Origin of the sequence: Oceanobacillus iheyensis HTE831 (genome assembly GCF_000011245.1) — a bacterium.
Lineage (GTDB): Bacteria > Bacillota > Bacilli > Bacillales > Amphibacillaceae > Oceanobacillus > Oceanobacillus iheyensis.
Genome location: NC_004193.1, coordinates 39,874 through 59,463, shown reverse-complemented (window position 1 = coordinate 59,463; position 19,590 = coordinate 39,874). Strand labels below are relative to the sequence as shown.

Sequence of the window (19,590 nt, the reverse complement as noted above, 5' to 3'; positions counted from 1 at the left end):
TTAAGACGGATAACATCAGTCTAACAAAGAAGGGGTTTTTTCAGTTGCATCTTATTGTTCTTCTACTTTATTTATTATTTGTTTTCAGATTCCTCATCTGCAGAGTCATTTTCAGCACCAACTAATTCTGGCTCAGCATTTTCATCTACATCGTCAGTATCTAGATCTTCTTCTGTTGTCGGTGGTGTTACAGAAGCTACTGAAGTGTCTGGGTCTTCTAATATCTCATAATTACCGTCTACTTTAATATCAGCAACCGATACACTATCACCAACATCTAAATCAGATACATCGATAACAATTTCTTCTGGAATGTTATTCGGTTTTGCTCGAACTAATATTTCATAGAATGGCTGTTGTAATACGCCACCCTCTTTTTCACCTTTAGTTTCTCCATCAAGACGAACAGCTACATTTACGTCCATTTCTTCTGACATATTAACAACATAAAAGTCTGCATGTAATAATTCATCTTTAATCGGATCAATCTGATAGTCATGAAGCATAACATCTACACTACTATTCTCTACTTGTAGAGAAATAATTGCATTTCGTCCTTCGTCTCGAACCGTTTTAACTAAATCAACACTATCAACTGAAACATTTTTAGGATCTTTTGCTTTACCGTAAACAACCGCTGGTACTCTACCACTTAGCCTAATTTGTTTTGTTGCTGATTTTGTAAGATCTTCTCTTTTCGTTGCGTTTAATTTTACTGCCATTAAAATCACCCTCCAAGTTTATTAAAAAAACATTCGTTATAACTTATATTTTCTTTTTTGTTAAATACTTATGCTTCATCTTGGTTGTTAATAAACGGTCAATATCATTAATACCCGAAATCAGATCGTACTAAACATTAATCAAATAAGATACTTACGGATTGCATTTCATGAACGCGAATAATCGCCTCACCAATTAATGGAGCTACTGATAAAGCTGTAATCTTTGTACTGAATTTCTCATCAGGTAATGGAATGCTATCCGTGATTACTAATTCCTTGATTTTAGAGTTATCAATACGTTCAATTGCTGGTCCAGATAAAACTGGATGTGTACAGCATGCATATACTTCTTTTGCACCGTTCTCAATAAGAGCGTTCGCTGCAAGTGTAATAGTTCCAGCAGTATCGATAATATCATCAATTAATATCGCTGTTTTTCCTTCAATATTTCCAATGATATTCATGATTTCCGCAACATTTGGTTTTGGACGACGCTTATCAATTATTCCGATAGGCGCTTTTAAGCGGTCTGCCATTTTTCTTGCTCTGGTAACCCCACCATGGTCTGGAGATACAACAATGACATCATCCAAATTTTTCTGCTCAAAATAACTCGATAGAATCGGAACACCTTGTAAGTGATCAATAGGTATATCAAAGAACCCTTGAATTTGTGGTGCGTGCAGATCTAATGTAATCACGCGATTTGCACCTGCTTTTTCAATTAAATCAGCTACTAATTTAGCTGCAATAGGTTCTCTAGAACGCGCTTTACGATCTTGGCGCGCATAACCATAGTATGGCATTACGATATTAATGGATTTGGCTGATGCTCGTTTTAATGCATCAATCATAATTAACAATTCCATAATATGCTGATTAACAGGTGCACAAGTAGATTGTACGACATATACATCACAGCCACGAACGCTTTCTTCAAGGTTTATTTGCACTTCACCATCACTGAATTTCGAAACCGTACATTTTCCTAAGTTTGTTCCAATATGAGTAGCAATTTCATTTGCTAACTCAGGGTTTGAATTTAATGAAAAAACTTTTAACGACGAATCTTTATAACTGGATGTCATTGTTTGATTACCTCCATAAAATTGTTCATCTATTTTTTGAATTTAGATGCATATTCTTCTTTATTTGTTTGTCTCGCTCTTGCTATTGACAATGCATTTTCGGGTACATTTTTTGTAATCGTAGATCCGGCAGCTACGTAAGACCCTTTTCCAACCGTTACAGGTGCAATAAGGTTCGAATTACAACCAATAAATGCGTCGTCTTCAATTGTAGTTAAGTATTTATTCGTACCGTCATAATTTACTGTAATGGTTCCGCAGCCAACATTGACTCTTTCTCCAACGTCAGCATCACCAATATAACTTAAATGAGATACTTTACTATGATCACCTAGGTTTGTTTTCTTAATCTCTACGAAATTTCCAACCTTTGTATCGTTACCCACACGTGACTCTGGCCTAATATGAGCATACGGACCAATATTTACTCTATTTCCTACTTTACTGCTTGTCGCTACGCTATGTCTAATGACAGTATCTTCCCCAACTTCACAATCCTTAAGTTCAGAATGCGGGCCGATTTCCGCTCCAGTGCGAATAATCGTTTCACCCTTTAAAACTGTACCAGGATGGAGTATAACGTCCGATTCAATTTGTACATCTGGTTCAATATAAGTTTGCTCAGGATCAATAATACTTACTCCATTACGCATATGTTGTTCATTAATACGCTTTTTCATTATTTTTTCAGCTTCTGCGAGCGCTATTCGATCATTTATCCCTATTGTTTCATCAAAATCAGGAGTCATAAATGCGCTAACCGTATCACCTTGATGACGTAATATCTTAATCACATCAGGTAAATAATATTCTCCCTGTGCATTATCATTGGAAACTTCCTTTAAAGCTGCAAACAAGGCTTGATTATCAAAACAATATGTCCCCGTATTAATTTCTTGAATTAATCTCTCGCCTTCATTAGCATCTTTATGTTCAACGATTCTCTCTACCTCGTCTTGGTCATTTCTAACGACACGTCCGTATCCTGTAGGGTTTTCTACTTTGGTTGTCAGAATACTTGCTTTAGCCCCTGTTTTCTTATGATATTGAATCAGTTCTTCAAATGTTTCGGCACGAATAAGAGGTGTATCTCCACAAGCAACAACTGTTACACCTTTTTCATCTTTCAAAAGATCCTCTGCCTGTAAAACAGCATGGCCGGTACCCAGCTGTTCCTTTTGAAATGCAAATTCACTTGAAGACCCAAGTTGAGCCTTCACCTTTTCTGCCCCAAATCCAACAATAGTAACAATTTTATTTAAGTTAACCTGTTGCAGCTGATCAACGACATGTTGCACCATTGGTCTGCCAGCAACTGGATGAAGCATTTTATGTAGCTTTGATTTCATCCTAGTCCCTTGCCCCGCTGCTAATATTACAGCAAATCGATTCGCCATTAGGAAACCTCCATTATCTCTAAATATCCACTTAAAAATATATCGTAATTGGCCCATCTTTTCAATAAAAGTGAAAACATTGATATATTAAAGGAATAACTTGGTAACAATAGGAAATTATGGGGTACGAAAGTGTCTGTCATAAAAAGCGAGGTAGGACGTAAGTATCCAGTTATAAAGGAGGTACTCCGTTTCGATGCTAGTACTTGCTTTGTATCTATAACATAGATATAAGAAGTAGTTCTCATTTTAGTTCTTCCATATTCTTTTCTGTATTAACACAAAAAAGAAGGATAACCCTCTTTAGATTAAATCCTTCTCCTAATACAATCATATTTAATTATGAAGCACCTGCTTCTTCGTAGTTTACTTCATCTTCGCCCGCTTTTTGATATTCCGCTAAAACTGCTTCTTGGATTTTGGAACGGGTTCCGGAGTTAATAGGGTGTGCTATGTCCCTAAATTCACCATCTGGAGTTCGCTTTGAAGGCATAGCCACAAATAGTCCATTATTACCGTCAATTACGCGTATATCATGGACAACAAACTCTTGGTCTAACGTGATTGATGCAATCGCTCGCATTCTTCCTTCTGTATTTACGCGGCGTAATCTAACGTCAGTCACTTCCATGATGTTTCACCACCTTTTCTCTTTGGTCTTACTTTTACTAATTCAACAAAATAAATAAAATTCCTGCTTTAATTGCAAAAAAAATGAAATATTTTAATAATAATATAAGAAAAAGGTAATAGATGAAAAATCACGTGTGAAAAGACCTAATTGTTTATATATCTATTTGTTATAATTACCTGGTAGTATCGTTATCGTATTATTTTGCAGGTCGACATGTGAAATTTTAATTAACGAAGTATAGTCATTAACGATTCGTTCTTCCTCATCTTCTGCTTCTGCTAATACACCGATAGCTTTTACCGTTGCATTAAATTCTTCAAGTAAACTTTTTATGCCAGCAATCGTTCCTCCAGCCATCATAAAATCATCAATGATACAGACATTTGATCCTTCTTTTAAACTACGCTTTGGTAATACCATTGTTTGTATTTTACGAGAAGAACCAGATACGTAATTAATACTAACGGATGATCCTTCTGTAACCTTTGGATCTCTTCTAGCGATAACGACAGGAACTCGTAAAAATGATGCAACAGCATATGCTAAGGGAATCCCTTTTGTTGCTACTGTTACAATGGCATCTATTTCTAGATTGGAAAAGCGAGAAGCAAACACTCTACCTATTTCACGAACCATTTTCGGATCTCCTAATATATCACTCATATAAAGATAACCGCCTGGTAAAATACGGACCGGATCTTCTAGTTGACGTTGTAATTCCGTTATAAATGCTACGCTTTTCTCGGAAGCAAATTCTGGGATATACTGTACGCCACCACCAGCTCCTGTAGTTCGCTGTAAATACCCCTTGCCTTGTTGCTGAAATACATCATGAATAATATCTAAATCTTCACTAACAGACGACTTGGTTGTTTTACAAAGCTCTACAAAATAAGTTAATTTTATGTGCTGCCTGGGATTTTCCAGGAAATAATCTGTTAAAACTACCAATCGATTACTTCTTTTCATTTGTGACACCTCCAAACCCGAATGTTTTATATATAATATACCATTAATATACGACTTTAAACAATACTCATCCTAAAATCCGGACCAACTGTACATCCTCACAAAAACCGCGCATACTATTATAAATCCGTTGCGCTTTACTAAAGTGTTGTACCAGACCGAATACTGTTGGCCCGCTACCACTCATCATTGCTCCGTCGGCACCAGCTTGCAGCATGGCATTCTTAATTCGATTAACTTCCGGATGAAGTGCAAATGTTATATCTTCCAAAGCATTTCCTAAACTTATACAAATTTGATAAAAATCTCTTTTTTGTAGTGCCTCTAATACTTTCTTTGTATCCGGGTGTTGAAGGTGTTGTAGTTCAATCCGTTCAAAGATCGTTCTAGTGGACACTCCAATATCTGGTCTTGCAGTAATTACCCAACAGTTTGGTGGTGAGGGAAGCATTTCAATTTGATCTCCGAAGCCCTTTGCAATGGCTGTCTTTCCATATACACAAAAAGCAACATCTGCACCTAGATTAGAACCTAATTTTGCTAAATCTTTCAGAGGCGCATTTACATGAAATAAGCGATTTAATCCTCGTAAAACAGCTGCAGCATCTGTACTACCCCCAGCAAGACCTGCAGATACAGGGATGTTTTTCTCTATTTGGATACGAACTCCATTTGGAATTTGATATGTCTTCTTAAATAATTTTGCTGCTTGGTAAGCTAAATTCCGTTCATCACTGGGAACATATCTGCTTTCCAATGCAATTTGTATCTCATCTTTAGGAAGTTGTTGTAATTCGATTCGGTCAGATAAATCAATGGTTGTCATCACCATTTCAACATCATGATAACCATCATCTCGCTTATGCAAAACATCTAAAGACAGATTAATCTTTGCAGGTGCTTTCTCCATGACAATCACCAGATCACCTACCTTTCTTTCTTTATACACGGGCTTAAAAATATAGATTATTGTATCATATTCAAGATATAGAGGCGAATAAATATAAAAAATGAAATTATAAAAACAAACCTTCCGTAAACCTTAATTTAATACGAATCGATACAAAAAGAGACAAATCCCTAAATTTAGGATTTGCCTCTCATTTGCTGTTCAGCGATTTCTATTGCTCGCTTCACCATATTCCCGGCATCCCTTGATTTAATGCCTCCCCAACCTTCTTGCTTTACCGTATCGTAAAACCCTAACTCCTTAGCTATTTCCTCTTTCATTTGCGTTGACATAATTCCACGTCTTCCCATGAAAAAGTTCCCCCTCTAATAAGCTTTTACTATCCGGCATCCATAGTTTATGTAACTTTATATAAGATAGACAAGTTATAATTATCCATCCGAGGCAGCAATTAAAATGTATAAAGTAAACATTTACTCTGTTTCTCGTTTTTACTTATCCTTAACGTGCGCTGATACATGCGTGTACGGATACTATTCATTTTCTAAAGCTTTCTTATCTAACTAAAAAAACAGTAGACGAAGACTTGTCTACTGTTTCTAAATTATTGTTGAACTTCTTTTAAAAAATTCAACTCTACCGTCTCTGTTAGTATGTCTGCATAGCTATAGGAAACACGTTCGAATGCATTTTCGTCTTGATCAAGCTCTACGATAAAAACGGATGGGTATGTTTCTGCCAATATTCCACACCGCTCAATCGTCTTTCTCCGTCCACCATTTGCTTTGAGTGTTAATCGTTGACCTACCTGACACTCAAGACCTTGCTTAATTTCTATTAATGTCTTTGCCACTACACTCCACCTCACATAGGATAATTTTAACATACCCCTGTCCAAAAGTCAAACAAAACTTAATATTATATCAGCATATTGATTTTGCTGTCAACAATAATTTTTGTCTATTTCTGTTAATATGTGTAGATATTCATTAAATATGTATAATTTATTAAAAAAAGCATACTGATACTCCGTTATAATTAGCAGGCTTTTAAAAGCCAATCATTCGGATTTAGCTTTTTGCGTGAAAACTTTATTACCTAAGAACAAAAGCGCAAGCGCCCGTTTATCACCGTATGTCCTGCGCCCCTGGTTTTCAAGGGGTGGTTCGACTGGTCGAACTTCTTTGCTTCTTTGAGATAAAGGAAACACGATAAGCGTATGCGAATCGATGTTGACTTTCACCGCAAGGGTATAAGTGCGACTATGCCTCACAAAGGACATTCGGCAGTCTTCTTTATTATAAGGAGGTTTCCGGAAGGACAATAGGTGATGGGCGCTTGCGCTGGACGTGGCTAAATAACTTAGTTGTTTTTCCACAGCCCCAAAATTTTATAATTCGCTAGACAATAAAAAAAGAGCCCTCGCTTTATTGGAAGACTCCTTACATTTCCTCTTCATTACTATCCTCTACAAAAGGCATACCTGTTCGCAATAACCCTTTCGTTTCGATACCACCTAACCCTCTTTCTCCGGTTAATGTATTTCTAAGTGCTTCCCAAACCGAAACACTCTCCATAAAAGGTGTATATGCTATTTTAGCAACGATATAAACAGGATCTAGGGCATGAATATTTACTCTTGAAGGGGAGCTAGCAAAATTGGCCCCTGCGCGAATAATGGATTCAAAATGTGACTGACACGCACCCGCAAATATAATTAACTGATCAAGATTAGGAACCACTCTTCTTGCTTCTCTTACTGTTTCCACGAAATACTTTGAATGCCGATATGCACGCAAATCATTCTTTAATCCCTTGTTTTTCGAATATGCATCATGACCTGTAATAACCAGTATATCTGGTTGAATACGTTCTAATAGATCATTAATTTCTTCTGGCATTTGAACTTCTGTTAAATGCACCCCATGGACTTGTAATCCGATTCGTTGATACAATTGTATACATTTTCGTAAATAGTTTGCGTCCCCATCCATATGCAATACTTTCGCAGGTAGTTGAAAGTAACTTGCTGCATTCGAATATCCTTCGGTTGCCTCGTAATTCCGCTTTTCCTTCATTAACTGATAGTCTTGCCTAAATAATCTATACGATGTTTCTTGCTTTTCTTTCTCCTGTTCTTTTCTTCTTTTTTTCTCTCGCTGATCAACTTTTGATAAATCATTCAGGGGGGCATCTGCAGCTAATCGCATATCCTCCCCATGTAAAACAGCAATATCTTTTTTAATCTCTATTACACGAAATAATAAATCATGATCATATGACTTTCGTGTTACAAGCTCTCCGTTTGCAATAACCATCTGTACACCTCACACGATATGTCTCCTATACCATATGAGAAAAAGCAGGCTATTGTGCCTTAACACTCGAGTCATTGTAGTATTATTTAGATTGGTATTGGTAAAAAGTATTTGCTACTTGCGCGAATTCCTCCATAGTTAGAGACTCTCCTCTTCGAATCCCTTCCACACCTGCTTCTTGTAATATATGGTCAATCTTTTCCTTGTCATGAACCCCTTTAAAAAAGCGAGTGAGATTATTCTTTAGTGTTTTACGGCGTTGCGCAAAGCTTGCTTGAATAATTTCAAAGAAGAAATCTTCATCCGTAACTTCCACAGGAGGCTGTTTTCGCATTGTTAGTTGCAATATACTTGAATCAACATTCGGTTGCGGCATAAACACTTGCTTCGGTACGTTCATTACTACTTTTGCTTCACTGTAATATTGGACCGCAAGACTTAAGGAACCATAGCTTTTTGAATTCGGTTCGCCAGACATACGATCTGCTACTTCTTTTTGAATCATAACCGTTAAACTTGTTACTGGTAACCGATCACGAATCAATTTCATTAAAATAGGGGTCGTAATGTAATATGGTAAATTTGCAACAACATGAACTTCTTGACCTTCCTTAAAATGTTCGTCAATAACCTTTGTCACATCCGCCTTTAAAATATCTTGATGAATCACAGATACATTCGAATATTCACCCAATGTGTCTTGTAAAATTGGTAATAATCGTTGATCAATTTCAAATGCAACCACTTGATCCGCATGTATTGCTAATTGCTCTGTCAGTGCTCCAATACCCGGACCAATTTCAATTGCAGCAGTATCTTTTGTAATTCCTGCATGGCGAATGATATTTTGTAATACCGAAACATCCACTAAAAAGTTTTGTCCTAAACTTTTTTTAAATGTGAAATGATATTTACCTAAAATATCCTTCGTTCTAGAAGGAGTTGCGATGTATTTGTTCGTCGTCATGTTGAACCTCCTGATCCATTAATTCCATAGCTTCATCTAACTGTTTTTTGCTAATTTGGAACTGTGTAAGTCGTTTTAATAATTGCTTGCCATTTGTATGTCCTATTTTCAATCGTTTTCCTAACCATTCTCGGCGTTCACTGGCCTTCTTTCCACCAATTAATCCATATTCAATAAGATCCGCCTTTAATATATCACTTGTTTTCATTTCTGCTAATTCATACACATGTTCCAATGCTTTTTGGATTGCAGCTACACTTGCATGTTCAATTCCTAAACTCGCACGATCAGATTTATTATTTTTGGCTTCTTCTTTTGGTAAAAAAGCGTGCTTACACCCTGGGATATGTTCATTAATTATATTTCGAATTCGTTCACCAGGGTAATCCGGATCCGTAAATATAATTACCCCACGCTTTTCTTTAGCATGGCGTATTTTTTCCAATGTTTGTTTATTTATCGCTGATCCATTTGTTTCTATTGTATCGGCATCGACTGCTAACTGGATTCGAGCTGTATCATCTCTGCCTTCTACAACAATCATTTCCTTAATTCTCACCTTAGTTCCTCCGAACATAAAAAAATAATGCTCTTACCATCATAGCATGATAAGAGCATTTTATCCTTTGTCATATAAAATTATGCTAATCTAAAATTGTCACTTTTACGGTGCGTACACCCCATGCATATGCATCAGATCTTGATGGTACATGCACATCAATACGATTACCAACAATATTGCCGCCTGTGTCTCCGGCAATAGCTTCACCATATCCTTCTACATGTACTTTCGTACCCAATGGGATGACACTTGGGTCTACTGCGATAATTTTCATATTTGGATTACTACTTAGATTAATGCCGGTAGCAGTAACACCAGAGCAACCACTACAACTTGCTGTAAAAGCACTAGCTTTCATTGTTAACGTTTTTCCACTTGAACCTGAACTCTTCTGAGATGAATGATTGGTATGATTGCTGGATGCTTGCTGAGCTTTAGGTTCCTTTGTTCCAACTGCAACTACTTTTGCTACACTGTCTTCTACAACTTCGTCGATGAGTTCTCTGTCTACTTCATCCCCGTTCTCCTTAGTAACCATGTATGTTTTTGTTACCAGACCATTTTTACCCTCTGTAATTACTTTCTCTTCTCCCTTTGGCAAGGAGCTATCCTCTTTTGTTTCTGTGTCAAAATCAATCGTTTCTTCGACTACTTTTTCTTCCTCTGTTACTCGAACTATATCTATTGCCTCTCCTTTTTCAACTTCTTCACTTAAATTAGGAGTTATTTTATCATTGCTATCTTGATCAAAAGAAACATCTGCTTTGTTAATAATTTCTTTGACTGTTCCACCAGTTGTCATGACCGTAGTTTTGTCATTTCCATTCTGAATCTCTACCTCAAAGGCTGTTGTAATATCTATATGTAGTCCATCTTCTACCTTGCTTGAAGTTTTATGAGATAGCTCATCGTCTTCTGTAAACATTAGGTTATTTTCTTCAAAAAATGCCCCAATCGTATCGGCCGTTGTACTATACTCTTTTTCTTTGCCATCGATTGTCATTGTTACATCTTTAGCAGCTACATAATCAATCGTCATTCCTGATTGAATCAAGGCATCCATTTGATGTGATAATAGATCATGTTCGCCAACATCAACACCTAATTCGTTCAAAAGCTCTCCAACGGTATCCTTGTGTGTATTGATTGTTAGTTCTTCTCCGTCTTCAGCAAATACTACTTTTGCTTTTGTCGCTTCGTACATTACAAAACTCGAAAAAAGAATTAGTACAAAAACACCAATACCTGATGTTATCAGTTTCTGTTTCGGCCCTGATAACTTTGAAATTAGCTTCATCATAAAAGCCCCCCTCACTCCCAATTGATTATATTAACAGGTATATGCAAAGTCAAAGCTATTCCGTTTACGGTTCGTTTACAAACCAATTACATTTATCCTGGTAATTCATCAATAATCTAGGAATATTGGACGAAATACTATGATGCATCTAGTCCCAAAGCTTGTTATCAAATTGTAAAAAAAGGAGATAAACAGTCCGTTTATCCCCCAAATTTTTTCCATTTTTTAGCTCGTTTATGACAATATCGCGTAATTTTTATTCGTTTATATTAAAAAAACGTCGCGCATTCTTTGTAGTAATTTCTCCAATTTCTTCTACACTCATTTCTCTTAAAGCAGCAATTTGTTCAGCGACTAGTCGAACGTATGCAGGTTCATTTCTTTTTCCTCGATTTGGATGAGGGGCTAGAAATGGTGCATCTGTTTCAATTAATAAACGGTCTAAAGGAACTTCTTTTGCAACTTCTTTCGGAAGCGGTGCGTTCTTAAAGGTTACTGGTCCACCTAAAGAAATATAGAAATTCATGTCCAAGCAATCCTGTACATACTCGACTGAATCATTGTAACAATGCATAATTCCGCCTATTTCTTTCGCATTTTCCTCTTGTAGAATTTTGATAATATCTTCTGTAGCTTCTCGATTATGAATGATTATCGGCATGTTTACTTTTTTCGCAAGTGCTATTTGTTTTCGAAATACTTCTTTTTGAATCTCCTTTGGTGATTTATCCCAATGATAGTCCAGTCCCATCTCACCAATAGCAACCACTTTTGGATGTGAACTCAATTGCTCGATCCAGCTAAGATCTTCTTCTGTCATATCAATAGCATCTACAGGATGCCACCCTACTGCGGCATAAATTGCCGGATGGCTTTCTGCAATCTCTATTGCTAAAGGTATTGTCTCTCTATCGAATCCGACAACAACCATATTTTCAACGCCGGCATCGTATGCTCGCTGAATAGTTTCTTCACGATCATCCTTAAATTGTCTCGCATTTAAATGTACATGTGTATCAAATAACATACTTGTTCATCCTTTTCTTTTTTAAAATAAAAAACCGAGCTATAATCCGGGTATCTAGGAAGTGTCACCCCATTATAGCTCGATCCGATTTAGCTTATAGTTTTTACTTCATTTCTTATTTCGATTAAGAAATTGACGAACCGTTAGGCGCTTCACTTGGTGCTTCTACAATTTGTAGTTTGCCGTCGTATTCCGCTGATAATATCATACCTTGACTAATTTCTCCACGCATTTTACGTGGCTTCAAATTAGCGACGATGACAACTTTTTTGCCAATTAATTGCTCTGGTTCCGAATAATATTCAGCGATGCCGGAAAGTATTTGTCGATCTCCATTATCTCCAGCATCTAATCGGAATTTTAATAGTTTATCTGCGCCCTCTACTTTACTACAGTCTTTCACTTCAGCTACTTTTAGTTCAACCTTATCAAACACATCATATTTAATCTGTTTTTCTTTTTCAGAGACAAGGTCTGTCTCATTAGGGTCCCAGTCGCCCGTCTCATCTTCTGAAGAAGCTGCGTTTGCACCATTCGCCATTTGATCACGAATATAAGCAGCTTCTTCATCCAAATCAAGACGAGGGAAGATTGGTGTGCCTTTCTTAACCACGGTTGTATTTTCTGGGAAATTGCCAAAACCGATTGTACCCCAATCTAGCCCATATTCTTCTCCTAGACCAAGTTGCTCTGCGATTTTCTTCGGTGCATGAGTTAGGAATGGTTGTAACATTAGCGCGGCTGCATGTAAACTTTCCGCTAAATGAACCATGACACTTGCTAATTCATTTCTGCGACCTTCATCTTTTGCTACTATCCAAGGTTCTGTTTCATCAATATATTTGTTTGCTCTCGAAATTAAAATCCACACTTGTTTTAATGCATCGCTAAATTGCATGCCTTCCATATGTTTCTCATATTCTTTGACTGCATTATTTGCGGTTGTTTGTAACTCGCCATCAAAACTTGTTACTTCCCCTTTAAATTCAGGAACCTTTCCATCAAAATACTTATTAATCATCGCCACTGTCCGATTTAATAAGTTTCCGAGGTCATTTGCTAGGTCATAATTTACACGAGAAATAAAATCTTCCGGTGTAAAGACGCCATCGCTTCCAAAGGCAACTTCACGCATGAGGTAGTAACGTAAAGCATCTAGACCATAACGTTCGACAAGCATTTCAGGATATACGACATTCCCTTTTGATTTCGACATTTTTCCATCCTTCATTAAAAGCCAGCCATGTGCAAAGACTTTTTTTGGTAAAGGTAAGTCTAGAGCCATTAGCATAATCGGCCAATAAATCGTATGGAATCGTACAATCTCTTTTCCAACCATATGCACATCCGCTGGCCAAAACTTGTCATAAAGGGATGTGTCTTCTGAGCCATAACCTAATGCTGTGATATAGTTGGTAAGCGCATCAATCCAGACGTATACAACGTGTTTTGGGTTACTCGGAACTTGTACACCCCAGCTGAATGTTGTACGAGAAACGGCTAGGTCCTCTAAACCTGGTTTAATAAAGTTATTAATCATTTCATTTTTTCGAGATTCTGGTTGAATAAATTCCGGGTTGTCTTCATAAAATTTCAACAAACGATCGGCATATTTACTCATCCGGAAGAAATAGGATTCTTCTTTAATTAATTCGACTGGATGTCCACTATCTGGAGATTTACCACCAATAACATTACCGTCGTCATCTCTTTCTACATCCTCTAACTGTGTTTCAGTATAGAATGTTTCATCAGGAACCGAATACCATCCTTCATATTCATCTAAGTAAATATCACCTTGTTCTAAGAATCGTTCAAATATATCGGCTACTACTTTTTTATGTTGTTCTTCCGTTGTGCGAATAAACTTATCATTACTAATTTCTAATGTATTCCATAACTTTTTCATTCCTTCAGCCATATCATCTACATAGGCTTTCGGAGAAATATTCATCTCTTTCGCTTTTTGTTCGATTTTTTGTCCATGCTCATCACTACCTGTTAAATAAAAAACATCGAATCCACGCATGCGTTTATAACGTGCCATTACATCACAAGCGATTGTCGTGTACGCATTTCCAATATGTAATTTTCCACTAGGATAGTATATTGGCGTGGTTATATAAAATGCATTTTCTCTTGCCATTCGTTGTGCCTCCTAAATCTCTTCCTTATTATATATAGATTCTATTGTAGCTATTATAACGCAATTTGCCAAATCGTGTACATCTACCGCGCTTTACTTATCTATTATACCGTTGCCAATATGGAGATAAAATAAACGGTGACCAAAGAACTAATCAAATTTTTCCACTTTTAGTAAAATTTGATTGACAAGTGAGTAATTTGTTGGTATTCTATTTTTAATATAGGTGTCGAACCATGGCGATTTTTTTATGTAGTATCATCAATAAGGAAAATTCGGATAAACACTTGTATGAGGAGAGTTAATATCCGTGTTTTTCGAGTATGGGGGAGTCAAACAATGAAATCAACTGGAATTGTACGTAAGGTCGATGAATTAGGCCGTGTAGTCATACCAATTGAATTACGTCGCACATTGGACATCCACGAAAAAGACACAATGGAGATCTATGTAGACAATGATAAAATTGTTCTCAAGAAATACAAACCTAATATGACTTGTCAAGTTACTGGAGAAGTATCCGATGAAAACCTGTCTATTGCAAACGGTAACTTAGTCCTCAGTCCAGCAGGCGCTCAAATTCTGTTGGAAGAAATTCAATCACGTTTCAAATAAGCCATATTTGGTATCAAATCTTTTTTACGTTTTATAAAGAAAGCTGACAATCCATTTGAATTGTCAGCTTTCTTTATGTTTGAATATGATAGGCTTGATAAACTTCTCGTTTAGGAATTCCTCGATCTACTGCAGTTTGCTTTATTGCTTCTTTACTGTTAAAACCTGACGTATTTATATAATAAGCGACATGTTCATGTAAACTCATTGCTTCCCACCATGTCGATTCTTGTCGAATTTCAGATTCATCCGACATATTTCGACCTTCTACCATGACAACAAATTCTCCACGCATTTCATTTTTCTTGCACCATGAAAAAATTTCTTCCGCAGTCCCTCGAATATACTCTTCAAAGCGTTTGGTTAATTCTCTACCTAATGCCATTTTTCTATTTCCATATGTCTCTTGAATCGCTTCTACCGTGTCCTTGACTCGATATGGAGATTCATAAAAAACGATTGTTCCTTCTGTTTTTTGTAAATTCTCCAGTATTTGTTTCTTTTCTTTTTTCTTCCGAGGTAAAAATCCGTAAAAAGTAAAAGGTTGTGTCGTTAATCCTGACCCAACTAATGCAGATAGAGCTGCGTTTGCCCCTGGAAGAACGACTACTTTTAACTCCTCTGCTATTGCTGCTTGTACAAGTTCAACACCCGGATCGGATATTGCAGGCATCCCAGCATCACTGACTAATGCGACTACTTCTCCACCTTTTATTCGCTCCATTAGTTGGTTCACACGACTTTGATGATTATGCTCGTGATAACTAATTAAAGGTGTCTCTATTTCAAAGTAATGCAGAAGTTTCTTCGTATTACGCGTATCTTCTGCAGCAATTACCGATGCTTCTCTTAACATGCGAATGGCACGATAAGTTATGTCTTCAAGATTTCCAATCGGTGTTGGTACTACATACAAAGCAGCATCTTCATTCTCAAAGCTTTTTTGTATATTCACCTGTGATCACTCCTGTTCTTGGAATTCGATTAGTTTTAGCTTCTCAAAACGAGGTAACTGTTTTATGCGATATTCTTCTTGCATTGCTTCTGATTTATTGATAAATTTCTTTACATACAATACTTCAAATGGTCCTCGACCACGTGTATACTTAGCACCCTTCCCCGTTTCATGCATTTGTAGACGATGCTCTAGATTATTCGTATATCCCGTATATAAAGATTGATCACGGCAACGTAATATATAAACATAATGCTGTTCATCCATAAATAATTTCCTCCGCCTGTTTCGTATAGGTTCCATCACTTTCATAGATGTATAGAGGCGGTAAAATCTTTATGTCTGCTTTTCCATCTCGAATTCCTTCGATCAATAGCATATTTGCCTCTTTCCCTTGCTTCGGATATATAAATTGGATTCGTTTTGGTTCAATTTTATATTTTCTAAACAGCTCTATAATATCAACTAACCTGCCTGGACGATGCACCATTGCTACTTTCCCACCTGGACGTACATGTAATTTACATGCGCGTACCACATCCTCTAAGGTACAGTGCACTTCGTGTCGAGCAATCGTTAAATGTTCGTTTACATTATGTTCTGTTTTGGAAGGGGTTTTAAAATAAGGTGGATTACAGGTAACCATATCAAAACTGCTTTGTCCAAGTACTGCTTGCATTTCTTTTAAATCTCCATGAATCATATGTAATTGTGACTGTAATTGATTTAACTTCACATTCCGTTCAGCCATACTATAGATGCGATCTTGTATCTCCACTCCTGTGATCTTTGCTGTTGTTTTGCGTGATAACAGTAAAGGAATCACTCCATTCCCCGTACATAAATCTAATATCGCACCTCTTTTTTTAGGAATCGATGCAAAATCAGCAAGTAATACAGCATCTAAAGAGAATGCAAATGCTGTTGGACTTTGAATTATCTTCATTTCATTATTTGCTAATAAATAATCTGTTCGTTCATCATCATAAAGTTCTACCATAGTGATCCCTCTTTATCCTGTCTTGTTCGATTTCATAAAAACGAAGAAGGGCTATCTCCACATTAGTTGACTATTCTTAGCAACTGCACCTGCATAGTACAGAGAATAATAAGCTCCTTCATAAGTAGTATAACCTTATTTTTAAGTCACTTCATTACTTTTCCCTGTATATGCGGTAACATCCCGTTACTAAAAAATGTAATCACTAAGCTAGAGACAGCCCTGTAAAATGCTTATCAAGAAAGATCAGATCATATCCTTCTTACTTAAGATAGTATTATTTCGTTTTATCAAAGAAATCTAAACAAAAGATGCAATCTTCATTTCTGCGTGGACTTCCAAATTCAAGGTTACAAATATGAAATCCTTCCTCATACAATCTTGCTAAGTTATCATATCCTTCCCCAGGAAGAGTATGATGTTTTTTCTTTGTTTCATTTAATGGTTGTTTTGAATCAGTATCTCCATCTTGTCTATACTCTTCTAGATGATGGCGTAAATGATGATTTTCATGTGCTAATCGATGATTTTCTTCCAGTAAATCACTTAACTTTACTTTTAAATCTCCTAGCTGTTCATATAGCTCTCCAATTTGCTTTTCCATGTCGGAAACCTGATCAAATATTTCTCTGTTTCCCACGCCCACTCACCTCATCATTCTGTGGCTTGCGCAACTATTCCTTCTTCAATTAATTCATCTAATGTATATTCTACCACGCGATCTTTTTCAGGTAACTCAATTTGTATCATACGCTCTAAAATATTTAGTCCTACTACTTTACCTTCTCCATAAGGAGTTTTCATAGACTTACCAATATCAGGTAATTCTTTTTTTGCTGTTTCATAATCGTCATTCTCATATTTTAAACAACACATCAATCTTCCACACAAACCAGAAATTTTTGCTGGATTCAGAGAGAGATTTTGATCTTTTGCCATTTTTATCGATACTGGTTCAAAGTCTCCTAAAAATGTAGAACAACATAACATTCGACCACAAGGGCCTATACCACCAAGCATTTTTGCTTCATCACGTACGCCAATTTGTCGTAATTCGATACGTGTTTTAAACATAGATGCTAAATCTTTTACTAGATTACGAAAGTCTACACGACCATCTGCAGTAAAGTAAAAAATAATTTTATTTCTATCAAATGTATATTCCACTTCTACTAAATTCATATCTAGTTCATGGTATTCGATTTTTTCTGTACATATATCAAAGGCTTTTTGAGCCTGTTCCTGATTTTCAACGACGGTTCTTTTATCTCTATCATCTGCTACACGAATAACTTTCTTAAGCGGTAGTACAACATCTTCTTCATCCACCTGCTTATTCGTGATCACTACTTTACCAAATTCAATTCCACGAACCGTTTCGACAATGACATAACTATCTAACTCTATATTATCTTGGTCTGGATCGAAATAATAGATTTTACCCGCCTTCTTAAATCGTACTCCTATAACTTCTATCATTTTTTCACCTCTGTATTTGAAGTGCTAATTGTTCCATTACTAACGTCGGCTGAACATTTTGCTTTAATTTTCGTTTTGCTGTTAAAATCAGCTGCAATATAAATAATAATTGCTCTTTGGAAAAAGACATCATTGCCCGTTCCATTTTTGCATCTTCTTTAGGTAATAAGACTGTTGTAGTGTCTTCTTTAATATGTTGATGAAGGATATCCTGAAATCCTAATAATAATAAATCCAATCCCATTTGTTGTTCGGTACGTTCTTTAAAATGAGGTATCCATTGTTGGTGGATAAATAAATAAACATCCTCTGGTTTTTGAACATACATTTCTATTAATTGTACCACTATCTTTCTTGCACCTGCAAACCACTCATCTTGGTGTAATGACAAAGCTTCTTTTGTATTATTTGTTAAGGCACTTAAAAGGTTTGCTTCCAAGTGGTGAACCCCTTCATCTTGTAATCTTTGATTCATTACATCAGGTGGGAGAGGCTGTAATTCTATAATTTGGCATCGTGAACGAATGGTTGATAGTATCGAGTGTCCATTCTCTGTCAGCATAATTGCGGTTGTTTGCTTACTTGGTTCTTCCAAAAATTTAAGCAAACGATTTGCTGCATTTACCGTTAATGTATCTGCATCCTGAATAACATATACTTTTTGATTCGATTCCATCCCTGAATATGTGAATTCCTTTTGCAAATTACGCACCTGTTCGATTTTAATCGATTGCCCATCTGGTTCAATCCAATGCAAGTCAGGATGATTACCCGAATCTATTCGTTTACAATTATTACATGTATGGCAAGGATTTGCTCCTTCACGATGCAAACAGAATAAATACTTTGCTAATAATAATGCAATGTCCCGCTTCCCTGTTCCTCGTTCGCCTTGTAGAAGGTAAGCGTGGGATACCCTGCCTTTATTTATACTATTGATGATTGTTCGACTAGCAATCGGCTGAAGGTCTGTGATTTCCTCCCAAGTTATCATCATTCATCCATCCTAATTGATCCCCACTTAATAGAGATCACTTGTTATTCATGTATATATATTAATCAATAGACCTTTGATCTCACCAATTAGACCTAATATATCTACTGTCTTCTTTTCTTCGTCCATTATATCTTCTGCTAATTGAATTAATTTCTCATCTACTGCTTTTACTATCGAAAGATGTCTACTTCCTTGCAGTCCAAAACTATGTGATTTCTCAAGTTTATAACCTTGTACCACTGCTTTATCTAAAAAACTTTTAACCATCCGCTTAAACTTTACTAGTTCGCGGAATGAACGGTATTGTGCAAGTTTACTTCCTTGCTTGCTGATTTGCTGTACTAGCTGATGAAACTGTTGCTGGTTCAATTGCTTTGTTTGGGACTGAACCATTTGTTGAAAGGATGGATCCCCAACTTTTGTAGTTCTATGGATTTTTGTTTCCGCCTTTGTTTGCATTTCATTGGTAATTTTCATGTGTCCAGCCCCCTTTCATAATCA

General features: G+C 36.5%; 22 protein-coding genes. 1 reads left to right on the top strand and 21 read right to left on the bottom strand.

Translation table 11 applies throughout. The features are described from left to right. Positions 1-74: 74 nt before the first annotated feature. The 14 genes from OB_RS00310 to metG form a co-directional block, all read right to left on the bottom strand. A complete protein-coding gene (locus OB_RS00310; RefSeq protein WP_011064462.1) occupies positions 75-722 on the bottom strand; it encodes a 50S ribosomal protein L25/general stress protein Ctc in 648 nt (215 codons plus the stop codon). 137 nt (positions 723-859) lie between these two features. After that, on the bottom strand, positions 860-1,813 hold the full coding sequence (locus OB_RS00305) for a ribose-phosphate diphosphokinase (protein WP_011064461.1): 954 nt from the start codon (positions 1,811-1,813) through the stop codon (positions 860-862). Between the two features lie 29 nt (positions 1,814-1,842). Then, positions 1,843-3,210: a bifunctional UDP-N-acetylglucosamine diphosphorylase/glucosamine-1-phosphate N-acetyltransferase GlmU gene (gene glmU / locus OB_RS00300; protein ID WP_011064460.1), complete on the bottom strand. Its 1,368-nt coding sequence runs from the start codon at positions 3,208-3,210 to the stop codon at positions 1,843-1,845. A gap of 340 nt (positions 3,211-3,550) precedes the next feature. After that, complete coding sequence (gene spoVG, locus OB_RS00295) at positions 3,551-3,841, bottom strand: septation regulator SpoVG (protein WP_011064459.1); 291 nt, start codon at positions 3,839-3,841, stop codon at positions 3,551-3,553. Positions 3,842-4,003: 162 nt separating this feature from the next. Beyond that, positions 4,004-4,813: a pur operon repressor gene (gene purR / locus OB_RS00290; RefSeq protein WP_011064458.1), complete on the bottom strand. Its 810-nt coding sequence runs from the start codon at positions 4,811-4,813 to the stop codon at positions 4,004-4,006. 67 nt (positions 4,814-4,880) lie between these two features. Then, positions 4,881-5,723 carry a 4-(cytidine 5'-diphospho)-2-C-methyl-D-erythritol kinase gene (ispE, locus tag OB_RS00285; RefSeq protein ID WP_011064457.1) on the bottom strand — a complete coding sequence of 281 codons (843 nt, stop codon included), beginning with the start codon at positions 5,721-5,723 and terminating at the stop codon, positions 4,881-4,883. Positions 5,724-5,899: 176 nt separating this feature from the next. Further along, complete coding sequence (locus OB_RS00280) at positions 5,900-6,073, bottom strand: small, acid-soluble spore protein, alpha/beta type (RefSeq protein ID WP_011064456.1); 174 nt, start codon at positions 6,071-6,073, stop codon at positions 5,900-5,902. Positions 6,074-6,327: 254 nt separating this feature from the next. Further along, the gene (gene veg / locus OB_RS00275) at positions 6,328-6,576 is read right to left on the bottom strand and encodes a biofilm formation stimulator Veg (RefSeq protein ID WP_011064455.1); all 249 of its coding nucleotides are present in this window, start codon (positions 6,574-6,576) and stop codon (positions 6,328-6,330) included. Positions 6,577-7,165: 589 nt separating this feature from the next. Continuing rightward, on the bottom strand, positions 7,166-8,041 hold the full coding sequence (gene yabG, locus OB_RS00265; protein ID WP_011064453.1) for a sporulation peptidase YabG: 876 nt from the start codon (positions 8,039-8,041) through the stop codon (positions 7,166-7,168). Between the two features lie 82 nt (positions 8,042-8,123). Further along, on the bottom strand, positions 8,124-9,008 hold the full coding sequence (gene rsmA, locus OB_RS00260) for a 16S rRNA (adenine(1518)-N(6)/adenine(1519)-N(6))-dimethyltransferase RsmA (RefSeq protein ID WP_011064452.1): 885 nt from the start codon (positions 9,006-9,008) through the stop codon (positions 8,124-8,126). Next, on the bottom strand, positions 8,974-9,567 hold the full coding sequence (gene rnmV, locus OB_RS00255) for a ribonuclease M5 (protein ID WP_011064451.1): 594 nt from the start codon (positions 9,565-9,567) through the stop codon (positions 8,974-8,976). Before rnmV ends, rsmA begins: the two co-directional genes overlap by 35 nt. Before the next feature lie 85 nt (positions 9,568-9,652). Continuing rightward, positions 9,653-10,870, bottom strand: a complete 1,218-nt coding sequence (locus OB_RS00250; RefSeq protein ID WP_152023678.1) for a G5 and 3D domain-containing protein — start codon at positions 10,868-10,870, stop codon at positions 9,653-9,655. Positions 10,871-11,126: 256 nt separating this feature from the next. Then, positions 11,127-11,897, bottom strand: a complete 771-nt coding sequence (locus OB_RS00245) for a TatD family hydrolase (RefSeq protein WP_011064449.1) — start codon at positions 11,895-11,897, stop codon at positions 11,127-11,129. A gap of 124 nt (positions 11,898-12,021) precedes the next feature. Next, on the bottom strand, positions 12,022-14,043 hold the full coding sequence (gene metG, locus OB_RS00240) for a methionine--tRNA ligase (protein WP_011064448.1): 2,022 nt from the start codon (positions 14,041-14,043) through the stop codon (positions 12,022-12,024). A 339-nt stretch (positions 14,044-14,382) separates the two neighbouring features. Between metG and OB_RS00235 the strand changes: the two genes are divergently transcribed. Further along, a complete protein-coding gene (locus OB_RS00235) occupies positions 14,383-14,658 on the top strand; it encodes an AbrB/MazE/SpoVT family DNA-binding domain-containing protein (RefSeq protein WP_011064447.1) in 276 nt (91 codons plus the stop codon). 73 nt (positions 14,659-14,731) lie between these two features. Here OB_RS00235 and rsmI read toward each other — a convergent pair whose 3' ends face one another. The 7 genes from rsmI to OB_RS00200 form a co-directional block, all read right to left on the bottom strand. Then, on the bottom strand, positions 14,732-15,613 hold the full coding sequence (gene rsmI / locus OB_RS00230) for a 16S rRNA (cytidine(1402)-2'-O)-methyltransferase (RefSeq protein WP_011064446.1): 882 nt from the start codon (positions 15,611-15,613) through the stop codon (positions 14,732-14,734). 6 nt (positions 15,614-15,619) lie between these two features. After that, on the bottom strand, positions 15,620-15,880 hold the full coding sequence (locus OB_RS00225) for a GIY-YIG nuclease family protein (protein WP_011064445.1): 261 nt from the start codon (positions 15,878-15,880) through the stop codon (positions 15,620-15,622). Beyond that, a complete protein-coding gene (locus OB_RS00220) occupies positions 15,873-16,613 on the bottom strand; it encodes a tRNA1(Val) (adenine(37)-N6)-methyltransferase (protein ID WP_011064444.1) in 741 nt (246 codons plus the stop codon). The genes OB_RS00225 and OB_RS00220 overlap by 8 nt, the downstream gene beginning before the upstream one ends. A gap of 277 nt (positions 16,614-16,890) precedes the next feature. Beyond that, the gene (gene yabA / locus OB_RS00215; RefSeq protein WP_011064443.1) at positions 16,891-17,253 is read right to left on the bottom strand and encodes a DNA replication initiation control protein YabA; all 363 of its coding nucleotides are present in this window, start codon (positions 17,251-17,253) and stop codon (positions 16,891-16,893) included. Positions 17,254-17,267: 14 nt separating this feature from the next. Then, entirely contained in the window at positions 17,268-18,092 is an 825-nt protein-coding gene (locus OB_RS00210) for a PSP1 domain-containing protein (RefSeq protein WP_011064442.1), read from the bottom strand. A 4-nt stretch (positions 18,093-18,096) separates the two neighbouring features. Beyond that, positions 18,097-19,086 (bottom strand): DNA polymerase III subunit delta', encoded by a 990-nt coding sequence (gene holB / locus OB_RS00205; protein ID WP_011064441.1) that lies wholly within the window; start codon positions 19,084-19,086, stop codon positions 18,097-18,099. A gap of 48 nt (positions 19,087-19,134) precedes the next feature. Further along, on the bottom strand, positions 19,135-19,566 hold the full coding sequence (locus OB_RS00200) for a YaaR family protein (RefSeq protein WP_011064440.1): 432 nt from the start codon (positions 19,564-19,566) through the stop codon (positions 19,135-19,137). Positions 19,567-19,590: the final 24 nt, after the last annotated feature.

Bases quoted from the DNA above. Each gene is read 5' to 3' on its own strand.
- yabG (WP_011064453.1), bottom strand. From the start codon at position 8,041: ATGGTTATTGCAAACGGAGAGCTTGTAACACGAAAGTCATATGATCAT.
- spoVG (WP_011064459.1), bottom strand. From the start codon at position 3,841: ATGGAAGTGACTGACGTTAGATTACGCCGCGTAAATACAGAAGGAAGA.
- metG (WP_011064448.1), bottom strand. From the start codon at position 14,043: ATGGCAAGAGAAAATGCATTTTATATAACCACGCCAATATACTATCCT.
- OB_RS00200 (WP_011064440.1), bottom strand. From the start codon at position 19,566: ATGAAAATTACCAATGAAATGCAAACAAAGGCGGAAACAAAAATCCAT.
- OB_RS00210 (WP_011064442.1), bottom strand. From the start codon at position 18,092: ATGATAGAAGTTATAGGAGTACGATTTAAGAAGGCGGGTAAAATCTAT.
- OB_RS00220 (WP_011064444.1), bottom strand. From the start codon at position 16,613: ATGGTAGAACTTTATGATGATGAACGAACAGATTATTTATTAGCAAAT.
- purR (WP_011064458.1), bottom strand. From the start codon at position 4,813: ATGAAAAGAAGTAATCGATTGGTAGTTTTAACAGATTATTTCCTGGAA.
- OB_RS00250 (WP_152023678.1), bottom strand. From the start codon at position 10,870: ATGATGAAGCTAATTTCAAAGTTATCAGGGCCGAAACAGAAACTGATA.
- OB_RS00305 (WP_011064461.1), bottom strand. From the start codon at position 1,813: ATGACATCCAGTTATAAAGATTCGTCGTTAAAAGTTTTTTCATTAAAT.
- OB_RS00225 (WP_011064445.1), bottom strand. From the start codon at position 15,880: ATGGATGAACAGCATTATGTTTATATATTACGTTGCCGTGATCAATCT.
- ispE (WP_011064457.1), bottom strand. From the start codon at position 5,723: ATGGAGAAAGCACCTGCAAAGATTAATCTGTCTTTAGATGTTTTGCAT.
- OB_RS00310 (WP_011064462.1), bottom strand. From the start codon at position 722: ATGGCAGTAAAATTAAACGCAACGAAAAGAGAAGATCTTACAAAATCA.
- OB_RS00245 (WP_011064449.1), bottom strand. From the start codon at position 11,897: ATGTTATTTGATACACATGTACATTTAAATGCGAGACAATTTAAGGAT.
- OB_RS00235 (WP_011064447.1), top strand. From the start codon at position 14,383: ATGAAATCAACTGGAATTGTACGTAAGGTCGATGAATTAGGCCGTGTA.
- OB_RS00280 (WP_011064456.1), bottom strand. From the start codon at position 6,073: ATGGGAAGACGTGGAATTATGTCAACGCAAATGAAAGAGGAAATAGCT.
- holB (WP_011064441.1), bottom strand. From the start codon at position 19,086: ATGATAACTTGGGAGGAAATCACAGACCTTCAGCCGATTGCTAGTCGA.
- rsmA (WP_011064452.1), bottom strand. From the start codon at position 9,008: ATGACGACGAACAAATACATCGCAACTCCTTCTAGAACGAAGGATATT.
- glmU (WP_011064460.1), bottom strand. From the start codon at position 3,210: ATGGCGAATCGATTTGCTGTAATATTAGCAGCGGGGCAAGGGACTAGG.